The sequence below is a fragment of the Pseudoalteromonas sp. SG44-8 genome (assembly GCF_014164125.1).
Classification (GTDB): domain Bacteria; phylum Pseudomonadota; class Gammaproteobacteria; order Enterobacterales; family Alteromonadaceae; genus Pseudoalteromonas; species Pseudoalteromonas rhizosphaerae.
The window spans coordinates 163039-182459 of sequence record NZ_JACJEQ010000001.1 but is presented as its reverse complement, the minus strand read 5'-3'; the positions used below and the strand labels follow the sequence as shown (position 1 = coordinate 182459).

15 protein-coding genes are annotated in these 19421 nt (G+C 41.1%); 7 read left to right on the top strand and 8 right to left on the bottom strand.

What is annotated here, in order from left to right:
* The first annotated feature begins 250 nt into the window (after positions 1–250).
* From H5163_RS00770 to iadA, 3 genes are all read left to right on the top strand, one after another.
* A complete protein-coding gene (locus tag H5163_RS00770) occupies positions 251–3181 on the top strand; it encodes a TonB-dependent receptor domain-containing protein (RefSeq protein ID WP_182730780.1) in 2931 nt (976 codons plus the stop codon).
* A gap of 163 nt (positions 3182–3344) precedes the next feature.
* Entirely contained in the window at positions 3345–4751 is a 1407-nt protein-coding gene (gene yfcC, locus H5163_RS00765) for a putative basic amino acid antiporter YfcC (RefSeq protein ID WP_182717600.1), read from the top strand.
* Positions 4752–4763: 12 nt separating this feature from the next.
* The gene (iadA, locus tag H5163_RS00760) at positions 4764–5930 is read left to right on the top strand and encodes a beta-aspartyl-peptidase (RefSeq protein WP_182730782.1); all 1167 of its coding nucleotides are present in this window, start codon (positions 4764–4766) and stop codon (positions 5928–5930) included.
* 29 nt (positions 5931–5959) lie between these two features.
* Here the strand turns inward: iadA and H5163_RS00755 are convergent, their stop codons facing one another.
* The 3 genes from H5163_RS00755 to H5163_RS00745 all read right to left on the bottom strand — a co-directional run bounded on the left by H5163_RS00755 (position 5960) and on the right by H5163_RS00745 (position 9316).
* On the bottom strand, positions 5960–7255 hold the full coding sequence (locus H5163_RS00755) for a hemolysin family protein (protein WP_145234413.1): 1296 nt from the start codon (positions 7253–7255) through the stop codon (positions 5960–5962).
* A gap of 131 nt (positions 7256–7386) precedes the next feature.
* Positions 7387–8079 (bottom strand): ABC transporter substrate-binding protein, encoded by a 693-nt coding sequence (locus tag H5163_RS00750; protein ID WP_145234415.1) that lies wholly within the window; start codon positions 8077–8079, stop codon positions 7387–7389.
* A gap of 124 nt (positions 8080–8203) precedes the next feature.
* Entirely contained in the window at positions 8204–9316 is a 1113-nt protein-coding gene (locus tag H5163_RS00745) for an arginase family protein (protein WP_145234417.1), read from the bottom strand.
* A 428-nt stretch (positions 9317–9744) separates the two neighbouring features.
* Here H5163_RS00745 and udp point away from each other — a divergent pair, with 428 nt between their 5' ends.
* Positions 9745–10500: a uridine phosphorylase gene (udp, locus tag H5163_RS00740; RefSeq protein ID WP_149979966.1), complete on the top strand. Its 756-nt coding sequence runs from the start codon at positions 9745–9747 to the stop codon at positions 10498–10500.
* On the opposite strand, the gene cdd is transcribed toward udp, so the two are convergent.
* From cdd to ppc, 3 genes are all read right to left on the bottom strand, one after another.
* On the bottom strand, positions 10481–11413 hold the full coding sequence (gene cdd / locus H5163_RS00735; RefSeq protein ID WP_182733970.1) for a cytidine deaminase: 933 nt from the start codon (positions 11411–11413) through the stop codon (positions 10481–10483). The genes udp and cdd overlap by 20 nt on opposite strands.
* Before the next feature lie 48 nt (positions 11414–11461).
* On the bottom strand, positions 11462–11839 hold the full coding sequence (locus tag H5163_RS00730) for a hypothetical protein (RefSeq protein WP_145234423.1): 378 nt from the start codon (positions 11837–11839) through the stop codon (positions 11462–11464).
* A gap of 396 nt (positions 11840–12235) precedes the next feature.
* Complete coding sequence (ppc, locus tag H5163_RS00725) at positions 12236–14881, bottom strand: phosphoenolpyruvate carboxylase (protein ID WP_182717606.1); 2646 nt, start codon at positions 14879–14881, stop codon at positions 12236–12238.
* Between the two features lie 220 nt (positions 14882–15101).
* Between ppc and H5163_RS00720 the strand changes: the two genes are divergently transcribed.
* Genes H5163_RS00720 through H5163_RS00710 form a run of 3 tightly spaced genes read left to right on the top strand, consistent with a single transcriptional unit; the run spans position 15102 to position 16825 of the window.
* Complete coding sequence (locus tag H5163_RS00720) at positions 15102–15467, top strand: thiol-disulfide oxidoreductase DCC family protein (protein WP_149979962.1); 366 nt, start codon at positions 15102–15104, stop codon at positions 15465–15467.
* Positions 15467–16201 carry an SDR family NAD(P)-dependent oxidoreductase gene (locus tag H5163_RS00715; RefSeq protein WP_182733969.1) on the top strand — a complete coding sequence of 245 codons (735 nt, stop codon included), beginning with the start codon at positions 15467–15469 and terminating at the stop codon, positions 16199–16201. The genes H5163_RS00720 and H5163_RS00715 overlap by 1 nt, the downstream gene beginning before the upstream one ends.
* 9 nt (positions 16202–16210) lie before the next feature.
* Positions 16211–16825, top strand: a complete 615-nt coding sequence (locus H5163_RS00710) for a flavin reductase family protein (RefSeq protein ID WP_182733967.1) — start codon at positions 16211–16213, stop codon at positions 16823–16825.
* A 186-nt stretch (positions 16826–17011) separates the two neighbouring features.
* Here the strand turns inward: H5163_RS00710 and H5163_RS00705 are convergent, their stop codons facing one another.
* Positions 17012–17821, bottom strand: a complete 810-nt coding sequence (locus tag H5163_RS00705; protein ID WP_145234434.1) for a peptidase S8 — start codon at positions 17819–17821, stop codon at positions 17012–17014.
* A gap of 287 nt (positions 17822–18108) precedes the next feature.
* Positions 18109–19368: an IS256 family transposase gene (locus H5163_RS00700; protein WP_182733966.1), complete on the bottom strand. Its 1260-nt coding sequence runs from the start codon at positions 19366–19368 to the stop codon at positions 18109–18111.
* Positions 19369–19421 lie beyond the last annotated feature (53 nt).

The window sequence follows — 19421 nt, the reverse complement described above, 5'->3', positions numbered from 1 at the left end:
TAAGCTAGCACCCAAATACTAGCTTTGTCAAAAACCTTTTGGATTGGAATTATGTTTAAAAACGCAACATCGCTGTGTACATATTTCTACTCTCCTCACTACCTTTCGGAGTGGTTTGACGAGTAGCCACTGCCTCACATTCTCTGTGAGGGGCTAACTGTGTCTATCGATCACGGCCCTGTCTAAATAATCAAAAAATAAGCACTGTACAGTACACCTGTGCTTAAAATAAAGACAAAGGTAAACCAATATGTTTCGTCAATTAACAATTGCAACGGCAATAAGCGCAGTGCTTTGCCCAACTTTTTTGTATGCGCAAGAAAACACTAAAGCTGAAAACATTGAACGAGTAGAAGTCACCGGATCACGTTTAAAAGGCGTCGATCTTGAAGGAACGATTCCACTAACGGTATTAGACCAAGATGCCATCAAACGCTCTGGCGCCAACACGATTCACGAATTACTAAAGGATTTATCCGTGTTCAAAGGTGGTAGCGGCACTTTTTCCACTTCAGAAAGCGGTGGCACATCCACCTCAACACCTGCGGGACAATCTGCAGCAAGCCTACGTGGCATGGGCCCATCAGCCACATTAACACTGATTAATGGTCGTCGTGTTGCGCCCAGTTCATTTGCCGCTGGCACGGAAAACTTTGTCGATGTGAACTCAATTCCACTTGCAGCTATCGAGCGCATTGATATTCTTGCAACCGGTGCATCAGCGGTTTACGGTGCAGATGCCGTAGCAGGTGTAATTAACTATATTTTAAAAGATGACTTTGAAGGCGCTGAAGTAAACGCATCCTACGCAAACAGCTTTAACAGTCATGATGAAGGTAAAAAACAACTTAACCTAGTATACGGTACAAAAATTGGTGAGAGTAACTTAACGGTTTTTGCCGATATTTTTGACCGTAACGCATTTAAAGCAACCGATCGAGATTTCACTGCATCATCACCACTGGTGAATAGTTATTCATACTTACCAAAACTTGAAAACGCGCCAAATATTTATTATTACAGCTCGCGTGATGGGAATGAATTGCCAGCGCCAAATTGCCAGACTGAATTAGTTACAACTGAATTTGGTGAAGACATTTGTGCCTATTACCCAAATCAAGACGATTATCTGGATACGCCATTTGAGAGTCTATCGACTGGCTTTATGTTCAATAGCAGCTTAGGCGGTGTTGATTGGCATACTGACTTTTTCTATAGCCAAACAAAGGCAAAAGCGTACTCGTCACCCTCACCGATTAATCAAATAAATGATGAAGATGGTCCTTTCATTTTAGAAGATGCGCTGTTCATTTATGATAATGCAGATGGCAGTAATGATTTGATGGATCAAGTGTTTATTGACCCATTTGAATTTGATACGCAAGCTGGCCGCGAAGTTTACGGCTTTGGCTTTGATGCGCGTTTTAATGCCCCACGTACTGTCGAAGTAGAAACTAAAAACTTCCGCTTAGTGAGTAGCCTTGCAGGTGATGTTGGTGACTGGAGCTGGGAGTCAGGCGTAACCTTTTCTCGCTCAAGCTCTGAGCAAGAAGCCATTGATGGTATTTACAATCGCTATCAATTTCATGCCGCCATTACTGGTGAACTATGCTCAGACGGTACATTAGCAAACTACGACGGCGCGAACCTTAACTGTGTATCAGGCGATTTACTGCCATTTTATAATCCATTTGTGCAAGGCGATGCCGCCAACGATGCGGTTTTAGCAACGGCACAGGCACGTCCAACACGCAGTGGCGAAAGCACCGTATACGGCTGGGATGCAAACTTTAACGGTGAGCTATTCACCTTTAATGATTTACCCGCTTATGCATCATTTGGAGTTGAAGCTCGCCGTGAAGAATTAACTGACATTCCATCACTTGACTCGCAAGCACGCCCTGAAAACCGCTACTTAGTGGATGTATTTGGTTTTGGCTCGAGCTTATCAGAGGCTGATCGCACTCAATACGCGGCGTTCGCAGAAATAAGTGTATCATTGACCGATCAAGTTGAGCTACAGGCGGCAGGACGTTACGATCATTATGACGATTTTGGCGGCACCTTTAATCCAAAAATAGGCTTAAGCTATCGTCCTAACGACTCGTTAGTGTTACGTGGCTCATGGTCTACGTCATTCCGTGCCCCTTCTCTTACGCAAGCTGGTGTTAAATTAAGAACCACTCAATCAACCTTCGATTGCGGTGCTAACCAAGCAGTATCTGATCTTTATTGTATGGGCCAAGGAACAGAGGTAAGTGTTAACTCACTCGAGCTTGGAAATAAAAATCTTAAAGCAGAAGAATCAGAAGCTATTAGTGTTGGTTTTGCTTGGAGCCCAAGCGCTGATACTAACCTAACCGTTGATTACTGGCAGTTTGATCACGAAGAAGTGATTGATACTAATATGACTGCGGTGCTAGATCGTGCCATTACTGATGCATCACTGCGCCATTGCGGTATTGTCCCAGAAGGTCAACAAGGTATTTCTTACGATAATAGGTTATGTGGTGTCTATGACAATAGTGGTTTAAGTATCGAGCAAGATGGTGCCAATCTAAATGAAATTTTAGATAACTATATTACCGAGTTTAACCCACGTGATGATGAGCTATTTTTACCATTATTTCGTGACCATGTTATCCCACTTGAAAATACCGGCACACAAACATTAGCAGGGATTGATATTAAGTTTGATCACCGTTTTAGGCTTTCAGGTGGCGATTTAACTTTTGCATTTGATGGCACGCACTATCTTGAATTTGAGCGCAGTAAACCAGGGTCTGATGCAATTGAAAAGTTAGTTGGCACGTATCGCTACCCTGAAAACATCGGTCGCATGTCAATCGATTGGGAAGCTCAAAGCTACTACCTGAACCTTGGCGCAAATTACACCAGCAGCTATGATGATGACATTGAAGGACTTCGAGGCCGTGAAATTGATGAACTGGAAAGTTTAGGTAAACTTGACTCACAAGGTAATCATCAAGTTGACGATTGGCTCGTATGGGATTTATCTGCAGGTTACTACGTAAATAAAGCCCTTACCTTAAGAGCGCGCATTGATAATATTTTTGACAAAGAGCCGCCACAGCTATACGGCTCAAGTCGTGGTTTTGATTCTATAAACCATAATGCTTATGGCGCGCGTTATACATTTAGTGTCAGCTATCGTTTCTAAAAATTATACGCGCAGCACTAGTCGCTGTGCGTAACACCATCCAAATTGTACTAAGTGGCTTTGCTTTGTAGAGTAAGGTCACTTATTCAAATAAACTTCGTGTTAAAATAAGCAGGTGTGCGGCTTAGTCTAAGCAACCTATTTCTTTGCGAAAAGTGAAATTATGAAAAACAAACAATTTACTATGCCTGATGCAAGTATCATCTTGTTATCAGTTGCATTAATTGCCTACTTGGCAACCTTGTTTATTACTCCTGGGATGTTTAACGCCCAAAAAGATAGCCACAGTGTTGAACTTTCTCAATACCAAACAGTGGCTGTAAGCGAGCAAACGCCGCTGTTTGCTGAAGGCGGTGAAATTGGCCTGGCAAATGTGTTGTTTGAAGGTTTAGTATCGGGTGACAAGTACGGCGCAACCATCGGTGTCATGGCATTTATATTAATTACCGGCGGCGCGTTCGGTATCATTATGAAAACAGGCGCAATTAATAACGGTATTATGGCGCTTATCAATAAAACTCAGCGAGTTGAATGGCTGTTTCTACCATTATTATTTGTGTTATTTTCGTTAGGTGGCGCAGTATTTGGTATGGGCGAAGAAGCCATTGCTTTTTGTATTGTCTTACTACCGATCATGAAACAGCTCGGCTATGATGCCAAAGTAACGGTTTTAACTACGTATGTTGCCACACAAATTGGCTTTGCAACGTCTTGGATGAATCCTTTTAGTATTGCAATTGCACAATCTATTGCTGAAATACCAGTTTTTTCTGGTGCTGGCTTTAGAATGATCGCATGGGTTGTGTTTACACTATTTGGTTTATTTTTTACTATACGTTATGCCAACTCGATCAGAACCATTAACACCGCGCAAAGCGACTCCCATACTGATATAAAATTAGATACCGCCGATAAACTTATCTTGATTACTTTTATAACGGGTATTACTTGGGTTGTGTGGGGTGTGATGGCGCGCCAATACTATATTCCAGAGCTCGCAGCACAGTTTTTTTGTATTGGTGTGATCAGTGCTTTTATAGCCAGTATTTTTAATAAACAAACAGCCAACCAAAGTGCAGATGCATTTAAACATGGTGCACAAGAATTGTTGCCCGCAGCTATGTTAGTCGCTCTTGCCAAAGGGGTGGTATTATTACTTGGCGGCAGTGATTTAAATGCACCGTCAACCTTAAATACATTACTTTATCATAGTGCTAGTAGTATCGCTGCGGTACCAGACTTTGTTGCGGCATGGGGAATGTTATTATTTCAAAGTGTGTTTAACTTTTTTGTTTCTTCAGGGTCCGGCCAAGCCGCTATCACTATGCCACTGATGTCTCCATTAGGCGATTTACTCAATGTCTCACGACAAATTGTGGTATTAGCTTTTCAGTTTGGCGATGGCTTAACGAATATATTCATTCCAACCTCAGCCAGCTTGATCGGTTGCTTAGGTATTGTAAAGCTTGATTGGAGCGAATGGGCAGCCTTTATTTGGCGTTTCACTTTAGCATTATTTACTTTAGCAAGCGGCTTCATATTTCTTGCTTATTTTATCAATTATCAATAAAAAGACTTCACTATGTTGACATTAATTCGAGGTGCAAACCTTTATACTCCAAGCCCTCAAGGGCAGATGGATGTACTCATCGCTGGTTCTAAAGTGATTGATTTTCGAACCGAGATCAAACTAGAAAGTAATACCGAAGTAAAGATTATCGATGGCCGAGGAAACATTCTAGTACCAGGCTTTGTTGACTCTCTGGTCCATATTACAGGCGGTGGCGGCGAAGCAGGTTTTACTAGTCGAACGCCAGAAATGAACTTAACTGATGCCACCTTAGCAGGTATTACAACCGTTATTGCAGCGCTGGGCACTGACTCAAGCAGTCGCACACTAACCAACTTAGTTGCTAAAGCGAAAGGCTTAAAAGAGCTTGGTCTTAATGTATTTTGCCATACTGGCTCTTATCACTTACCCGCTAAAACACTGACGGGTAGTATTACAAATGACCTAATGTATATTGACGAGTTTATTGGCGTAGGCGAAGTGGCGATTTCAGATCACCGTAGCAGCCAACCCACCGTTCAACAACTCGCAGAGCTGGCAGCAGAAGCAAAAGTCGCCGGCATGCTAAGCGCAAAAAAAGGCACCGTGAGCATTCATGTCGGCCCCGTTAATAGTCACTTAGCGATTCTGCATGAGGTTGATAAAAATACTGATATTTCATTGAGTCAGTTTTATCCAACACACATGAATAGAAATAAAGCGCTGCTTGACGCTGGGATTTTATTTTGTGAAGCCGGCGGTACAATTGATTTTACCACCAGCACAACTGAGTATGATCTTGCCCATGGCGAATATGCTGCCGCGCAAGCGTTAGCTTACTGTTTAACACACAATGTTAAGCCAACACAATTGACTATGAGTTCAGATGGCCATGCCAGCCTGCCAATATTTGACGAGCAATTTAATTTGCTCGGGCTTGAAATTGGTAAAGAAGCATCTCTGTTAGGTGCTTTCCAACAAGCTATACGTCAATATGAGGTGAGTATAGAGCACGCATTAATGGCCATAACCACTAATCCCGCTAATGTACTGGGGATTAAAAAAGGCACTATTAGCAAAGGCTCAGACGCCGACTTAGTTTTACTTGATAGCAACACTTTAGCGCCACAACATGTATGGAGTAATGGCATTCATATGGTTGAGCACGGCTTTGCAATAATAAAAGGCGCTTTTGAATAAATAATGAGGCGCATAGCGCCTCACGTTTATTATAAGGCTGGTTCTACCGGTAGTATTTTAGACACCAATAACTGTTCAACTCGGATCCCTTCAACATCCACAACTTCAAATTTAAAACCTGCGTATTGAATATATTCTGCTCGTTTAGGAATTCGCTTCATGGTATAAATTAAAAATCCGGCAACAGTTTCATAATGCATTTGATCTGGAAATTCATCCACACCGAGTACTTTTGCCAACTCAACGGCTGGGGTTAAACCATCAACTAACCATGAATTTGCATCACGTGCGATAATTAATTCATCACCATTATGGGTGATCAAATCTCCCATAAAGCCTTTCATCAGATCTTTAACTGTCACAATTCCCACGACAAGTGCGTATTCATTTACCACCACAGCGAAGGGTTTTGCTGCGCCTTTAAAGGCATTTAATGCCTCTGACAAACTCAGTGTTTCTGGTAGATAAAAAATCTCTTTTTCGAGCATTTCGTCGTTAATATTCGCTGCATCGCCTTTGAGCACTTGGCGAAGAATATCTTTTGATTCAACTGAGCCAATTAATTTATCTAAATTGCCATTGCATACCAAAAAATGATTATGTGGATGATCAATGATTTTGCCCGAAATACCATCGCTGGCTTCGTTAATATCAAAGTAGACTATTTGATCTCTAGGTGACATTACACTCGATAAAAAGCGCGCTTCTAAATCAAATACATTACCAATTAAATCATATTCTTGTTGTTGTAAGCTACCATATTCTGCGCCTGCATCCATCATTGCGACTATGTCTTCGGTAGTTACAATGTCTTCACGCTCTGCCGGCACATTGAATAAGCGTAAAACAATATTAGTTACACCATTAAAAAACAATACCAACGGTGTTAATGCATACGTTACCCAACGCATAATCGTGACTACGCGAACCGCAACAGCCTCTGGCAGGATCATAGCTAAGCGTTTTGGTAATAAATCAGCAAATAAAATAAACAATGAAGTAATTGTCAAAAACGACAGTAAAAAGCTAATTTGCGCAAGTAACGGTCCTTGATAAAACAACACAAGTACACTTTCAACATAAGGTGAAAGCGCTTGTTCGCCCACTATACCGCCTAAAATAGCAATTGCATTAAGGGCAATTTGGATCATGGCAAAAAAAGCACCGGGTTGCTCTTGCAGCTTTAATACTGCAGCCGCTTTAGCATTGCCTTCGTCCGCCATGACTCTTAATTTAATTTTACGTGATGCTGCGATGGCGATTTCCGACATAGCAAATAACGCACTGATCAAGATTAATAAACCAATCCCGATTAAGTCACCCATTTATAACTCCAAAAATAAGCGCTTTTATAAGCAAAAGCAGCTGGATTATAACCCCTTTTAAAGGTTGGGCAATTTAAATTTAATTAATATTAAAAGTAATTAAATATCAGTACATTACCAACAATAAAAGCTTACTGATACGCGTTGAATGCGTTGCTGAGTTTGGTTTGAGTTGGCTTATCTAGCGCTTTGTTACAAGCAAAATACAGTGCTGGTTGCGTGATCTTGAGTCTTAAAATTGGTGTTAACTTGTCAGTAACCTGCCTTTTAGACTGTTCAAATTTAACGCGTTGTTCAGGTAATACGACGATATCGATAGTGCTTTGACGGCTTTGAACTATTTTAAAAATATTATCAAAACTATTCATCAGCATTAGATTTACACCTTCTTCAAAGCCCTGTGATAATAAAAAGTGATGGCTGTAATTATCTTTTAATACCGCAATTCGGTATTGCTTTGCTTGCTCTAGGGAATCGATAACGATGCTTTTCGAATTCAAAGCATAAAGATAAGTGTTCAACTGTGCTAATTCTGCAATCCAAATAAATTGCTTTTCACGAGAAGTTGAGCGCGCCATAGAAAAAATGCACGTTTGCGGATCGCGCAGTACCATATTAAATGCAGTACTCCAACTATGCACTGAAATTGTATAATCGAGTGTTGAAGAAGCTAACACCATTTGAACTTTATCAGCGATATAGCCAACAAGCTGTTCATTTTCATCAATATATTGAGCAGGCGGAAAGTTTTCTGTAACTATGTTTAATTTAGCTACAGTTTGACTACTTAAGATTATTAATAAAAAATAACACCACTTAGCCACTCTTACCCCACCGATTATTATTTTAAGCCTCTCTTGATGTAAATTAAATATAACGGCAAATAGCTGATTTGTGAATTAAAAAAGCAGCATGCCTCAGCATGCTGCTTATATTAACTGTTATTGACTATGCGCGGTTCATGGCATTAATTAAAAATGCTGAAATTTTTGCACCTTCTCTAAGCGTTGTATCTGAACTCGATTGACCAATCAGTGAACTGTCAGTAAATGGGGCAATTTCCATCATATCAGCGCCAGTGATCGGAAATTCATCAGCCAAAGCAACCAAGATATCCAAAGCATGCTGCGGCGTTAAACCGTTCCCTTCGGGTGTGCCTGTTGCTGATGCAAACTCTTCATCGAGGGCGTCAATATCAAAGCTGACGTAGAGTTCATCAACATTATCAGCTTTAAGCTGAGCAATGACTTCTGCGGCAATTGCCGGTGCGCCTCGTTCGATGATCTCATGGGCCCAATGTTGTTTAACGCCAAAGGTAGATTCCCAGTGTTCTTTTGGCTTACCGCTTGAACGAATACCAAATTGGATCAGATGATGTGGTGCAGGTAAAAACTCTAAAATATGCGTGCACCACGAGCCAAAACATAAATCGATACCTAAACGCTCAACGAGTAAATCGGTATGCGCATCAAAGTGAATAATCGCAGTGCGTTTACCTTGCGCACGCTTTGCCTTCAAATACGCTTTAGTTAACGGGTAACTAATTGAATGATCACCACCAATACCAAAAATGCCTTTATCAGTAAACGTTGCATAAAAGCTATCGCATACATCTTCAGTGATAGACAACGGGCTGACATAATACTCACTGCTTGGATTATCATATAATGCCTGTTGGCAATTACTGATAGTCGCGTCGTTTAAATATTTATCATGCAATAAATGTGGAATAACCCTTACATCACCTAAATCAAACGACTTTGCCTGAGGCTGCTGATCAATCAATGCTGAACGTAAAAACAACGGCCCCCAATTGGCGCCGCGTAAAATGCCACCACCACAGTCAGAGCTAATGCCTAAAGTCACCGCTTTATGCTCACTTTGACTAAGTGTATCGAGTGATGCACGCCATAGCGTATCGACATTATCTTCTTGCCCATACAGTTTCATACGCAGCGCCGCTTTTCGTTCTTTTGCAGTATTAACCGTAAAAACGCCATCGCCCGGCGGACATAAACAGTGCTCAACTTTACTTTTAAATGTGTGCCATTGTGTGCTCATTGCAATTCCTTACTGTGTGCTTTTGCGTAGTTATGCAAAAGAGCGTTGTTGAAAATAAAATTAATAAAAGATTCACGCGCCGATTTTCACTCGCAATTTTATTACTCTCGCCGCTTTAGCTACATTTTAAATAACTATATAAATCTCTATAATAACAATTGGTTATACTTATTCGTCCAACAACGTATAAACTAAAATAGAGTGCCTAGTAGGATTGATATAGTGTCTATGAATACAAGTCAACTACCGGCGATGACACAAATTAAAGTCAGTTGCTTGAATATTCAAAGAGAATGAATAAATTTGATAACGGACATCCGTCCTGTACAAGGCAATGCATTGTAGTAATTATGCTAAATTGACAACAACTCTTTATAAATTAGCGTTATTAACTGACGTTAGAAAAAAGTTATAAATAAGGCCCCGCTATGGAAAAGGTATTTCACTTAGGACTCACCCGCGACGATCTACACGGTGCAAAACTTGCAATTGTACCGGGCGATCCAGATCGTGCAGCACGTATTTCAACTTTTCTCGAAAACCCAACTTGCCTCGTCCAAACCCGAGAATTTCATGCTTACTTAGGTCAACTTAACGGTAACTCTGTGGTTATTTGCTCAACCGGTATTGGTGGTCCTTCAACCTCCATTGCAGTAGAAGAGCTGGCGCAATTGGGAGTTGAAACATTCTTACGAATTGGCACAACTGGCGCTATTCAACCTCATATTAATGAAGGTGATATTTTAATCAGCCAAGCATCTGTGCGTTTAGATGGTGCGAGCCAACATTTTGCGCCATTGAACTACCCTGCGGTGTCTGACTTTTTCGCCACTCAAGCGATGGTAAATGCGTGCGGTAATTTAGGCATTGATTTTCATATTGGTATTACTGCATCAAGCGATACTTTTTACCCAGGTCAAGAACGTTACGACACTTACTCGGGTTATGTACCAAAAGCATTTCAGGGTAGCTGTGAAGAATGGCAAAAGCTGGGCGTGATGAACTATGAAATGGAATCAGCAACCTTATTTACAATGTGTGCAGCACTGGGGCTAAAAGCCGCCTGTGTAGCTGGTGTGTTGGTTAATCGTACTCGCCAAGAAATCCCCAATGTAGATCACGGCGAGATTGAGAAAAAATCAGTCGCCGTGGTACTCGAAGCCGCTAAACTGCTGTTGGCTTAATATTTAAACTTATACTTTGTAGTACTGGCAATTCGGTGTAACTTGCCAGTACTGCTTGGCTGACACTCAACTGATTTCCCTTGCCCTGCGTTTGTAGTAACTCAATCCCTTTGACAACATCTTTAGTCATTGCCAAACCGGCTAAATGCAATTGACTCACCGCACTTTGCAGTGGTGATAAGCTCGGGCTATACGCGGCATTTTCCGCATAACAACCATAAAAATTGCCATTTTCGAAAGTACTAATTTTCACTGCGCTGTAATTTTCAGAGTAAGGTACATATGCAGCCAACGCATAACTTAGCAACGTTTTATCCAGTTCATCAGTTACAACAAATTCATGCTGTTGTGGAGCAGGGTTAAACAAACTATAAGAATTACCTAAATCTTGCGGGCCAAATGAGTGAGGGAGCAAATCAGCCAGCTTGAATTGCTGCTGCGGTAATAAAATATCAAAGCTCTGCGCATCAGCCAACTCATTCATAAATTGACGACAATAACCACATGGCGCATCACTGATAGCAATTTTAGCTATTTTTTTCGCGCCATTGAGCCAAGCGTTGTTAATTGCCGATTGCTCAGCATGAACCACTAAGCTTAATGCTTGTTGTGCAAATTCAACATTCGCCCCAAAATAAAAATGTTGCTCACCATGTTTATCGTAGCCAACTACAATTGCCCCAACAAAAAAATGTGAAATAGGCGCAACTGCAAATTTTGCAGCAATAGGTAAACAGGCACGCAGTATAACCTCGACAGGTTGCTTATATTGCGCGCACAAAGCTGTAATATCAGCGGTATTTAAAATACCCTTGTGCTGTTTTACGTGAAGATATAACTGCTGCTGTTGTTTTTCACTGAAGCTAAAAACGCAGCTAGTTTGAGTACTTACTGAAGGCGTTAATGAAGACATAGACTAGTTTTATGATTTAATGGCTAACTAGTTTAGAAGGTTCAACGCTTAAATGCTAGGTTGATTTACTAACCAATTTTTCGCGCTGTTAAAACAATCAAAGTTTTCTGCCTTTATATCAAAGCGTTGTGCTTTTTGCAAAAACAAATCGTGCATAAAACCATCAAAACTAACGACGCGAGCAATAAAGCAACTAGCTAACCACTGAGATACTGCTGGCATAATAGTCAGCAGTTCACTTGCCGGAAATTTATGCGTTAATTCAGACACATCAACGAGTAACTTATTACTGCCGTAAATAGATACGTACTGCTGCGCGATTTGATAAAAGTTCATCACATCCTGTGCACTTGCCGTCCCTCTTAGCGTCATCATTATTAATGACGTAGATGCATCATACGTGATGCAAGTAGACACATTTGACATATTACTACTCAATTATTAATACACTTACCATTATGGCAAAACAGCCGACATTCTAGATAAAAAAAACAGACAGTCAATATCTAGTAGCAAATCAGGTCTGACCAGAGCGTTAATACAGAATAAAGGATGGTTTTTTTTGCTAAAATGATACCAAAAAATACCTTGTTGTAACTAAGTTATAACCTGAAACAGCTTAACGATAGGAAGTAACTGTATTCAATACATCTAAGCTGAACTAAGATTAAATAAGATGTTTAATGCGGATAAATATAACTTACTTGGTAATATATGCGCCGAACCTTACCAGCACAGCGCACTGTTAGTGCTCAATTAACTAATTAATGGACCTCTCGCTGCTAAACACAGCAAAGAAGTCCACACTTAATTATTGGATAATCAACCGGTATTACGCATACCTGCGGCAATCCCAGTCATAGTAATCATTAACGCGTTATCAATGTCACCAGAGCTGCCTTCTGCCGCTTCGCGCGAACGTTTTAACAACTCCACTTGAAGCACATTCAATGGATCCGTATACGGGTTGCGCAAACCAATAGACTCTTTTATCCAAGGTTGATCGGCAAGCAAACTTTGCTGTGGACTTAACGATTGTACCAGTGAAATAGCCTGCTTGAGCTCTTTACGCAGTTTTTCACCTAGTGGTTTGTATTGCTCTTCAACTAAAGCGTCGTCGTAATGCGCACTTAACCAACAGTCCGCTTTACTGAATACCATTTCAAGCATTTCTAGACGGGCTCTGAAAAACGGCCAGCGTTGACTCATCTCATTAAGGGTGTCTATGCCGTGTTTTTCAAGTGCAGCTTGTAAACCAGTTAGTGCCCCAAGCCATGCTGGTAGCATTAAGCGATTTTGACTCCAAGCAAAAATCCACGGAATAGCTCGCAGGCTTTCAACACCACCATTGGGATTACGCTTTGCTGGACGCGAACCAAGCGGTAATTTTGATAGTTCCTGCTCTGGTGTTGCCATTCTAAAGTACGGCACAAAGTCTTCATCAAAACGCACTACATTACGGTAATGCTCACATGACTTTTCACTGATCAACGCCATTACATCACGCCATTCATCTTTTGGCTCTGGTGGTGGTAACAAATTACTTTCAAGCACAGCACCGGCATAGATGTTTAGACTTTCCAGCGCCACATTAGGTAGGCCAAACTTAAAGCGGATCATCTCCCCTTGTTCGGTAACACGCAGGCCACCTTTGAGTGAACCTGGTGGCTGTGAACGCAAGGCTTGCGCAGCAGGTGCGCCACCACGGCCAACAGTACCACCACGGCCATGGAATAATATCAGCTCAATACCACGTTGCTCTGCCAATTGTACAAGCTTATCCATTGCCTCGTATTGCGCCCACCCGGCAGCCATCATCCCAGCATCTTTGGCTGAATCTGAGTAACCTATCATAACATTCTGTATGCCCTCAGCTTGGCCTCGATACCAGTTATTATCTAGCAATTGAGTAATAACATCGCTGCCTGCATTTAAGTCATCTAAGGTTTCAAATAATGGCGCAACAGGCAGTTTAAAACTACAACCACTTTCTTTTAATAGCAGTTGTACTGCTAATACATCAGAGGCTGTGCGTGCCATTGAAATAATATATAAACCAAACGTCGACGCATCTTGCTTGGCGATTACATCAAAGGTGTCGAGGACTTCTTTTACATCAGCGCTTGGTTGCCAATGTTTAGGAATAAGCGGGCGACGAGAGTTAAGCTCGGCTAATAAAAATGCCTGCTTATCTTCTTCTTGCCATTGGTCGTAATCACCTAAACCTAAATAACGAGTGAGCTCTGAAAATACCTGACTGTGGCGTGATGAGTCTTGGCGCACATCTAGTTTAGCTAAACGAATACCAAAGCTATTAATACGACGTAACACATCTAATAATAAGCCATTGGCTACCACCGCAATGTTACTCTTAAGCAACGAACGGTAGCATGCCTCAAGCGGCTGCTTTAACTGCTCAATGTCAGTGACGATGTCTTGTGCATCGGTGCGCTTATTCATAATTTTAGCGCCAAGATGAGCAACGGTTTCACTCACTTGCGCTTTGAGTACTTTTAATACCGCACGATACGGTTCAAAATCTTGTCCAGCGAGCTCGACTAGCTCATCACTGGCTTGTGACATAGAAAGCTCAGTGCTTAAAGTGTCGATATCGCGACTGTATAAATCCAGTGCCATCCAGCGCCCATGATCCAGCACTTGCTGCGTCACTAATGCTGTTACAAATGGATTGCCATCGCGATCGCCCCCCATCCATGAGGTAAATTCAACGGGGCTGTAATCGTTTGGTAACTCTAAATCAAGGTGCTCTTTTACTTCTTTATTAAAGTCTCGTAAAAAACGCGGAACGGCATGCCATAGGCTATTTTCGATAACTGCAAAACCCCATTTTGCTTCATCAATTGGGGTTGGACGTGAACGACGGATGTCGTCTGTATGCCATGCTTGGCTGATCAACTGTGCGATACGGTTTAATATATTTTCACGCTCATAAGGCAGGTTATCGGTACGCTCAAGAGCTGCTAAACAATCACTTAATTCAACGTGTTTGTTAATAATTGTACGACGAGTTACTTCAGTTGGGTGTGCAGTTAAAACTAAATTGATATGCAGTTTAGCTAAACTTTCTGCGATTTCATTGGGATTTATTTTACCCTGCTGTGCGTGGCTAGCTAATGCTTTTAAAGTTTGTGTTAACGGGCTTAGCTGACAAAAACCCACGTCATTAAAACGAGAAATAGTATGAAACTGCTCTGCAACATTGGCTAGATTCAAAAAGTGATTAAAAGCACGTGCCACTGGCAGTAACTCTTCATCGGTTAAAGCATGCAGAACATTAATTAAGGTATGGCGGTCTTGCTCGTTTCCTGTGCGGGATGACTTAGCTAAAGCTCGAATTTCTTCTACTTTATCTAAAATCGCTTGTCCTTGGGCGTCTTTGATTGTTTGGCCTAATAATTGCCCCAATAAATTAACGTTCCCACGCAAGGCGGCATATTGTTCACTCATTCCTGATACTCCATTGTTGATGTTTATACCATAAAGGTACTAATAATAAGCCGTGTTCAATTTTTAAGTGTGGAGTGTAAAATGCGGTAAAAAATCGACACTTTGCTTACCTTTATATTTGTAAGACTCTATTAATATCATCCAAATGGATAATTTAACAGATCCAAGGCTTATTCTATTTCGTAACAAGACATAATGAATCGATGAATTTTGAGTAACTATGATTATTTTTTACGATGGTAATTGCCCGCTTTGTGTTAAAGAAATGGATTCACTTAAGCGTGCTGACACACACAACAAAATAATACTCGAAGATATAAATAAAGATGATTTTGAGCAGCGCTTTAAAAACATAAAACGCCACGATGCCATGGCGTTTTTGCATGGCCAGCGTGATAACGGTGAAATGATTTACGGATTAGATGTCACATTTGAAGCATGGCAAACGGTTGGCCGTCATTCATGGCTAAAGCTGCTACAATTACCCATAATACGCTTTATTGCCGATTTAGGTTATCGCCTGTTTGCTAAGTACCGCAGACAGATCACACGCATTTTCTGTCAATCAAGTTGTGGGATAAAATAATGACTAACGCTTATATTATTTTCGGTGCAAGTAGTGAAATTGCAAATGCGTATCTAAAAGAAATTGCCAAACACGATCCACAGGCTATGGTTTTTTGTGTAAGTCGCAGCTCTATTGACACATCCGCTGTCGGTATTGTTGTTGAGCAGTTTGTTTGTGACTATTCCAAAGCACGCTTAAGTGAATTAACAAACTTACTTAAAGAGCGCGCAATATACCCAACTCAGGTAGTTATTTTTAACGGCCAGCTACATTATGCGCAATCTATGCCTGAAAAAAAACTCGACGATATCGATGAGCATTATTTCAATACCTTACTCAACACCAATACATTGACTCCTATTTTGTGCCTGCAAGCAATCGCGCCGCTACTTAGCCACAAAATACCTTGTACCATAACGGCCTTAAGTGCGCGAGTAGGTAGTATTACAGACAATAACTTAGGCGGCTGGTACAGCTACCGCGCCTCAAAAGCAGCACTTAATATGTTATTTAAAACAGCAGCTATTGAACTGCAACGACGCGCAAAACAAACACGTTTAATTCTTTTTCATCCGGGCACAACAGATACTAATTTATCTAAGCCGTTTCAAAAAAATGTACCCGCAGGTAAGCTCTTTACACCTGAGTTTGTAGCATCACAACTTTATACTCTTTTACAACAACCTGAACAGCTCACTGAGGTAGGTCAACCCGCCTACATTGATTGGCAAGGTGAGCACATACACTGGTAAGGATAAACCATGCACTTTACAACAGACGCCATTAGTCAGTTAGATAAACACTACCGTACGCATTTAATAAACTCACTATCTGGTTTTAAAAGTGCCAACTTAATTGGTACGCAAGATAGTGCAGGCAACACCAACTTAGCAATTGTAAGTTCGGTAATTCACCTTGGCGCGCATCCACCGCTTGTAGGTATGATTATGCGCCCACATAGTGTACCTCGTCATACTTTCGAGAATATTTTAGCAACCGGTGTTTACACTATTAACCAAGTGAATAGCGAGATTGTGGAACAAGCTCATCAGACTTCTGCCCGTTACGATAAAAATGAATCTGAATTTGATGCTACAGGCCTTACAACCGAGTATCTGGCTAATTTTTCGGCTCCGTTTGTTGCTCAAAGCCGTTTAAAGTATGCAGTTAAATTTGTTGAGCATCAACACCTTGCCGTAAATGGCACTGAGTTAGTAATCGGTGAGATTATAGACTTACATGTTGAAGACTCAGCAATTTTAGAGGATGGTTTTATCGATTTAGAGTCAATCAACACCGTCACCATTAGCGGCTTAGATAGTTATCACAAAACACACGCTATAACGCGTCTACCCTATGCTAAAAAACCTTGTTAAATAGTGCAGCTTAGCTTTGAAAATGATTGTTAAGAGTGTCATATATACTTTGAATAATTAAATATCATACTTTGATACGGTTGTTAACACTGCGCTATGGAGTAAACCTCAGCAGCAAGTGCAACGTATTATATTGAAAGTCGCAACTACCTTACAATAGACTGTTTTGGTAATTGCGACCCACACTTAAAATATTATTTTAAACATTTCTAATGAGCAAGGATACATTGCATTACAACCTATAACTGTAGGCAGAACATTGGTTCCAAAACCACCATTATTGACCGCTTGTACGTAATAACCATTAATCGATTTAAGCGCGATGTTGTCACCATTTTGAATTAATGCACCAGGGTTATTTGGTAATTCTATAGTGAACGTTTCCCATATTGATGCCGCAGTTCGGTTTGCATTAAGTGCAGCCCCACCACCTTGCTCTGCCACAAAATAGTATCCTGATGTTGTTTGGATATGTATTTCATCACCACTTAGCAAATCACCGCCATTAATATCTATTAAATTAAATTGCTCCCATGGACCAATTGCAAGACGATTTGCATTCACTGTATCCCCCCCATTATTCTCAGCCACAACGTAATATTGGCCACCTGTTTCTAGGGAGATATTGTTTAATATAGTGGGGTTACATGGTAGCGTGGTAAAAGTGAGATCTTCACCTTGCAGTGTTGATCTGGGCGGTTTTGGATCACCATGAAACCGAAAATGATACTGCGTTCCACAATCTAAATTAGCTACTTGCGCACTCACAGGGCCATTAACTCCTGCGGGTGTGACTAAAACACTAAAGCCATAGTTTGTGGTTTCACCATAATCAATTATTTCACCACTTAAGCCAATAGTAGATGCCGAATAACCATTTAACTGCGCCGATGTTGTCGTAATATTGCTTGCAGGTTGTGTTGTGTACTGCGTACCAGCATGCGCAATCGATGCCGTACCAAGTAAAACCACAAATAAAAGTTTTGAAGTAATCATTGTCGAGTTCCTGTGACGTTTACGCTGCTAGAATTAACAGCCCTATAAGCGTAAACGTCGACATGAAATAAAACATTACACCTTATTACAAGTCGCATAATGATAAAAACTTACATGACACCCACTTAAATCTAAATTCAACAACTGATTCCAATTCAATCCCATTATTAAAGTTGCAGTCCTATATAAAGTGACTAGTATTTTTATAGAAACGCAACATTGGAGGTTTTATGGCAATCGCTCGAAAAAGACAAATTAGCCTAAGTGATACTTCGCTAGAGTTATTGTCAAATCTGGTGTATGAGGCCATCTTGATGCTCTGTTTGATCTTGAGTTATTCTTTCGCCGTCTTTAAATTTTACCCCTGTAATTACTTCAGCCAGTAGCTTAAATCCTCGCAAGCGGTACCATTTTTTCTCTGCCGACTGCGCCAGCTTAAAAACCATCATTAAGGTGGTTGTCCGGCTGCCACAACTCTTCACTTTATGCGTTCTCAGCCTTACCGTCGCAAAGGTAGACTCTATTGGATTACTCGTTCTTATGTGCATCCAATGCTCAGCAGGATAATCATAAAATGCCAGCATTTCATCTTTATCCTTCATCAAGCAATCCGTCGCTTTTGGGTATTTGACTGAGTAATTTTTAACAAACAAATCATACGCTTTATAAGCAGAAGTTCGACTCTCTGCCATCCAGATATCTTGTAAATTCGCTTTGATTTTAGGTTGCATTGATTTCGGCACTTTGTTAAGCACATTCGCGATTTTATGCACCCAGCAACGTTGATGTTGGGTTGTTGGCCATACTTTGGTGAGGGCATTCCAAAACCCCAGCGCACCATCCCCTATGGCCAATTTTGGCGGTATTGTTAGACCCTGTGAACGCAGCTGGTTTAACACTTCAGTCCAGCTCTGCTCAGACTCACGGACCCCGTCAACTACTGCCAACAGCTCCTTTCTACCCGTTTCATCTACCCCCATAATCACCAATAAGCACAGCTTATCGTCCATTCTAATTTTGCTGTAAATCCCATCGGCCCAGATATACACATATCGACGCTGAGCCAAGGAACGTTTAGACCACTGCTGATACTCCGTTTCCCAGGTGGATTTCAATCGAGAGACACTATTGGCCGACAACCCTTTGGCTTGCTCGCCTAAAAGAGTCACTAAAGCGGGCTGCATATCACCCGTCGAAATCCCTCGTAAATAGAGCCATGGGATCAGCTCTTCGATATTTTTTGTCCGTTTTAGATAAGGCGGGATCAAGGCACTATTGAATTTAATACCTTCCTTTTTTCGATCCCTGACTTTAGGTATTCTGACCTCAATATCACCAAGGCCTGTTTGGATCGTACGCTCAGACTGGTGACCATTTTTGACGATCCGCTGAAGTCCCTCGACGGTCTCATGCTGGTATTGAGCCAATAAAACAGCCAACTCAGCCTCAATCGCTTGAGCTAACAACTGCTGCGCCCCTGTTTTCAGTAAGTGTTCTAACGGGTTTACTGGTGTCTCGATGGAAATAACATTATCATTTTCAGTCATTGCGATGTCTCTCTGGTTAATTGTTGAACCGCCAAGATCAATTAACAGATTAC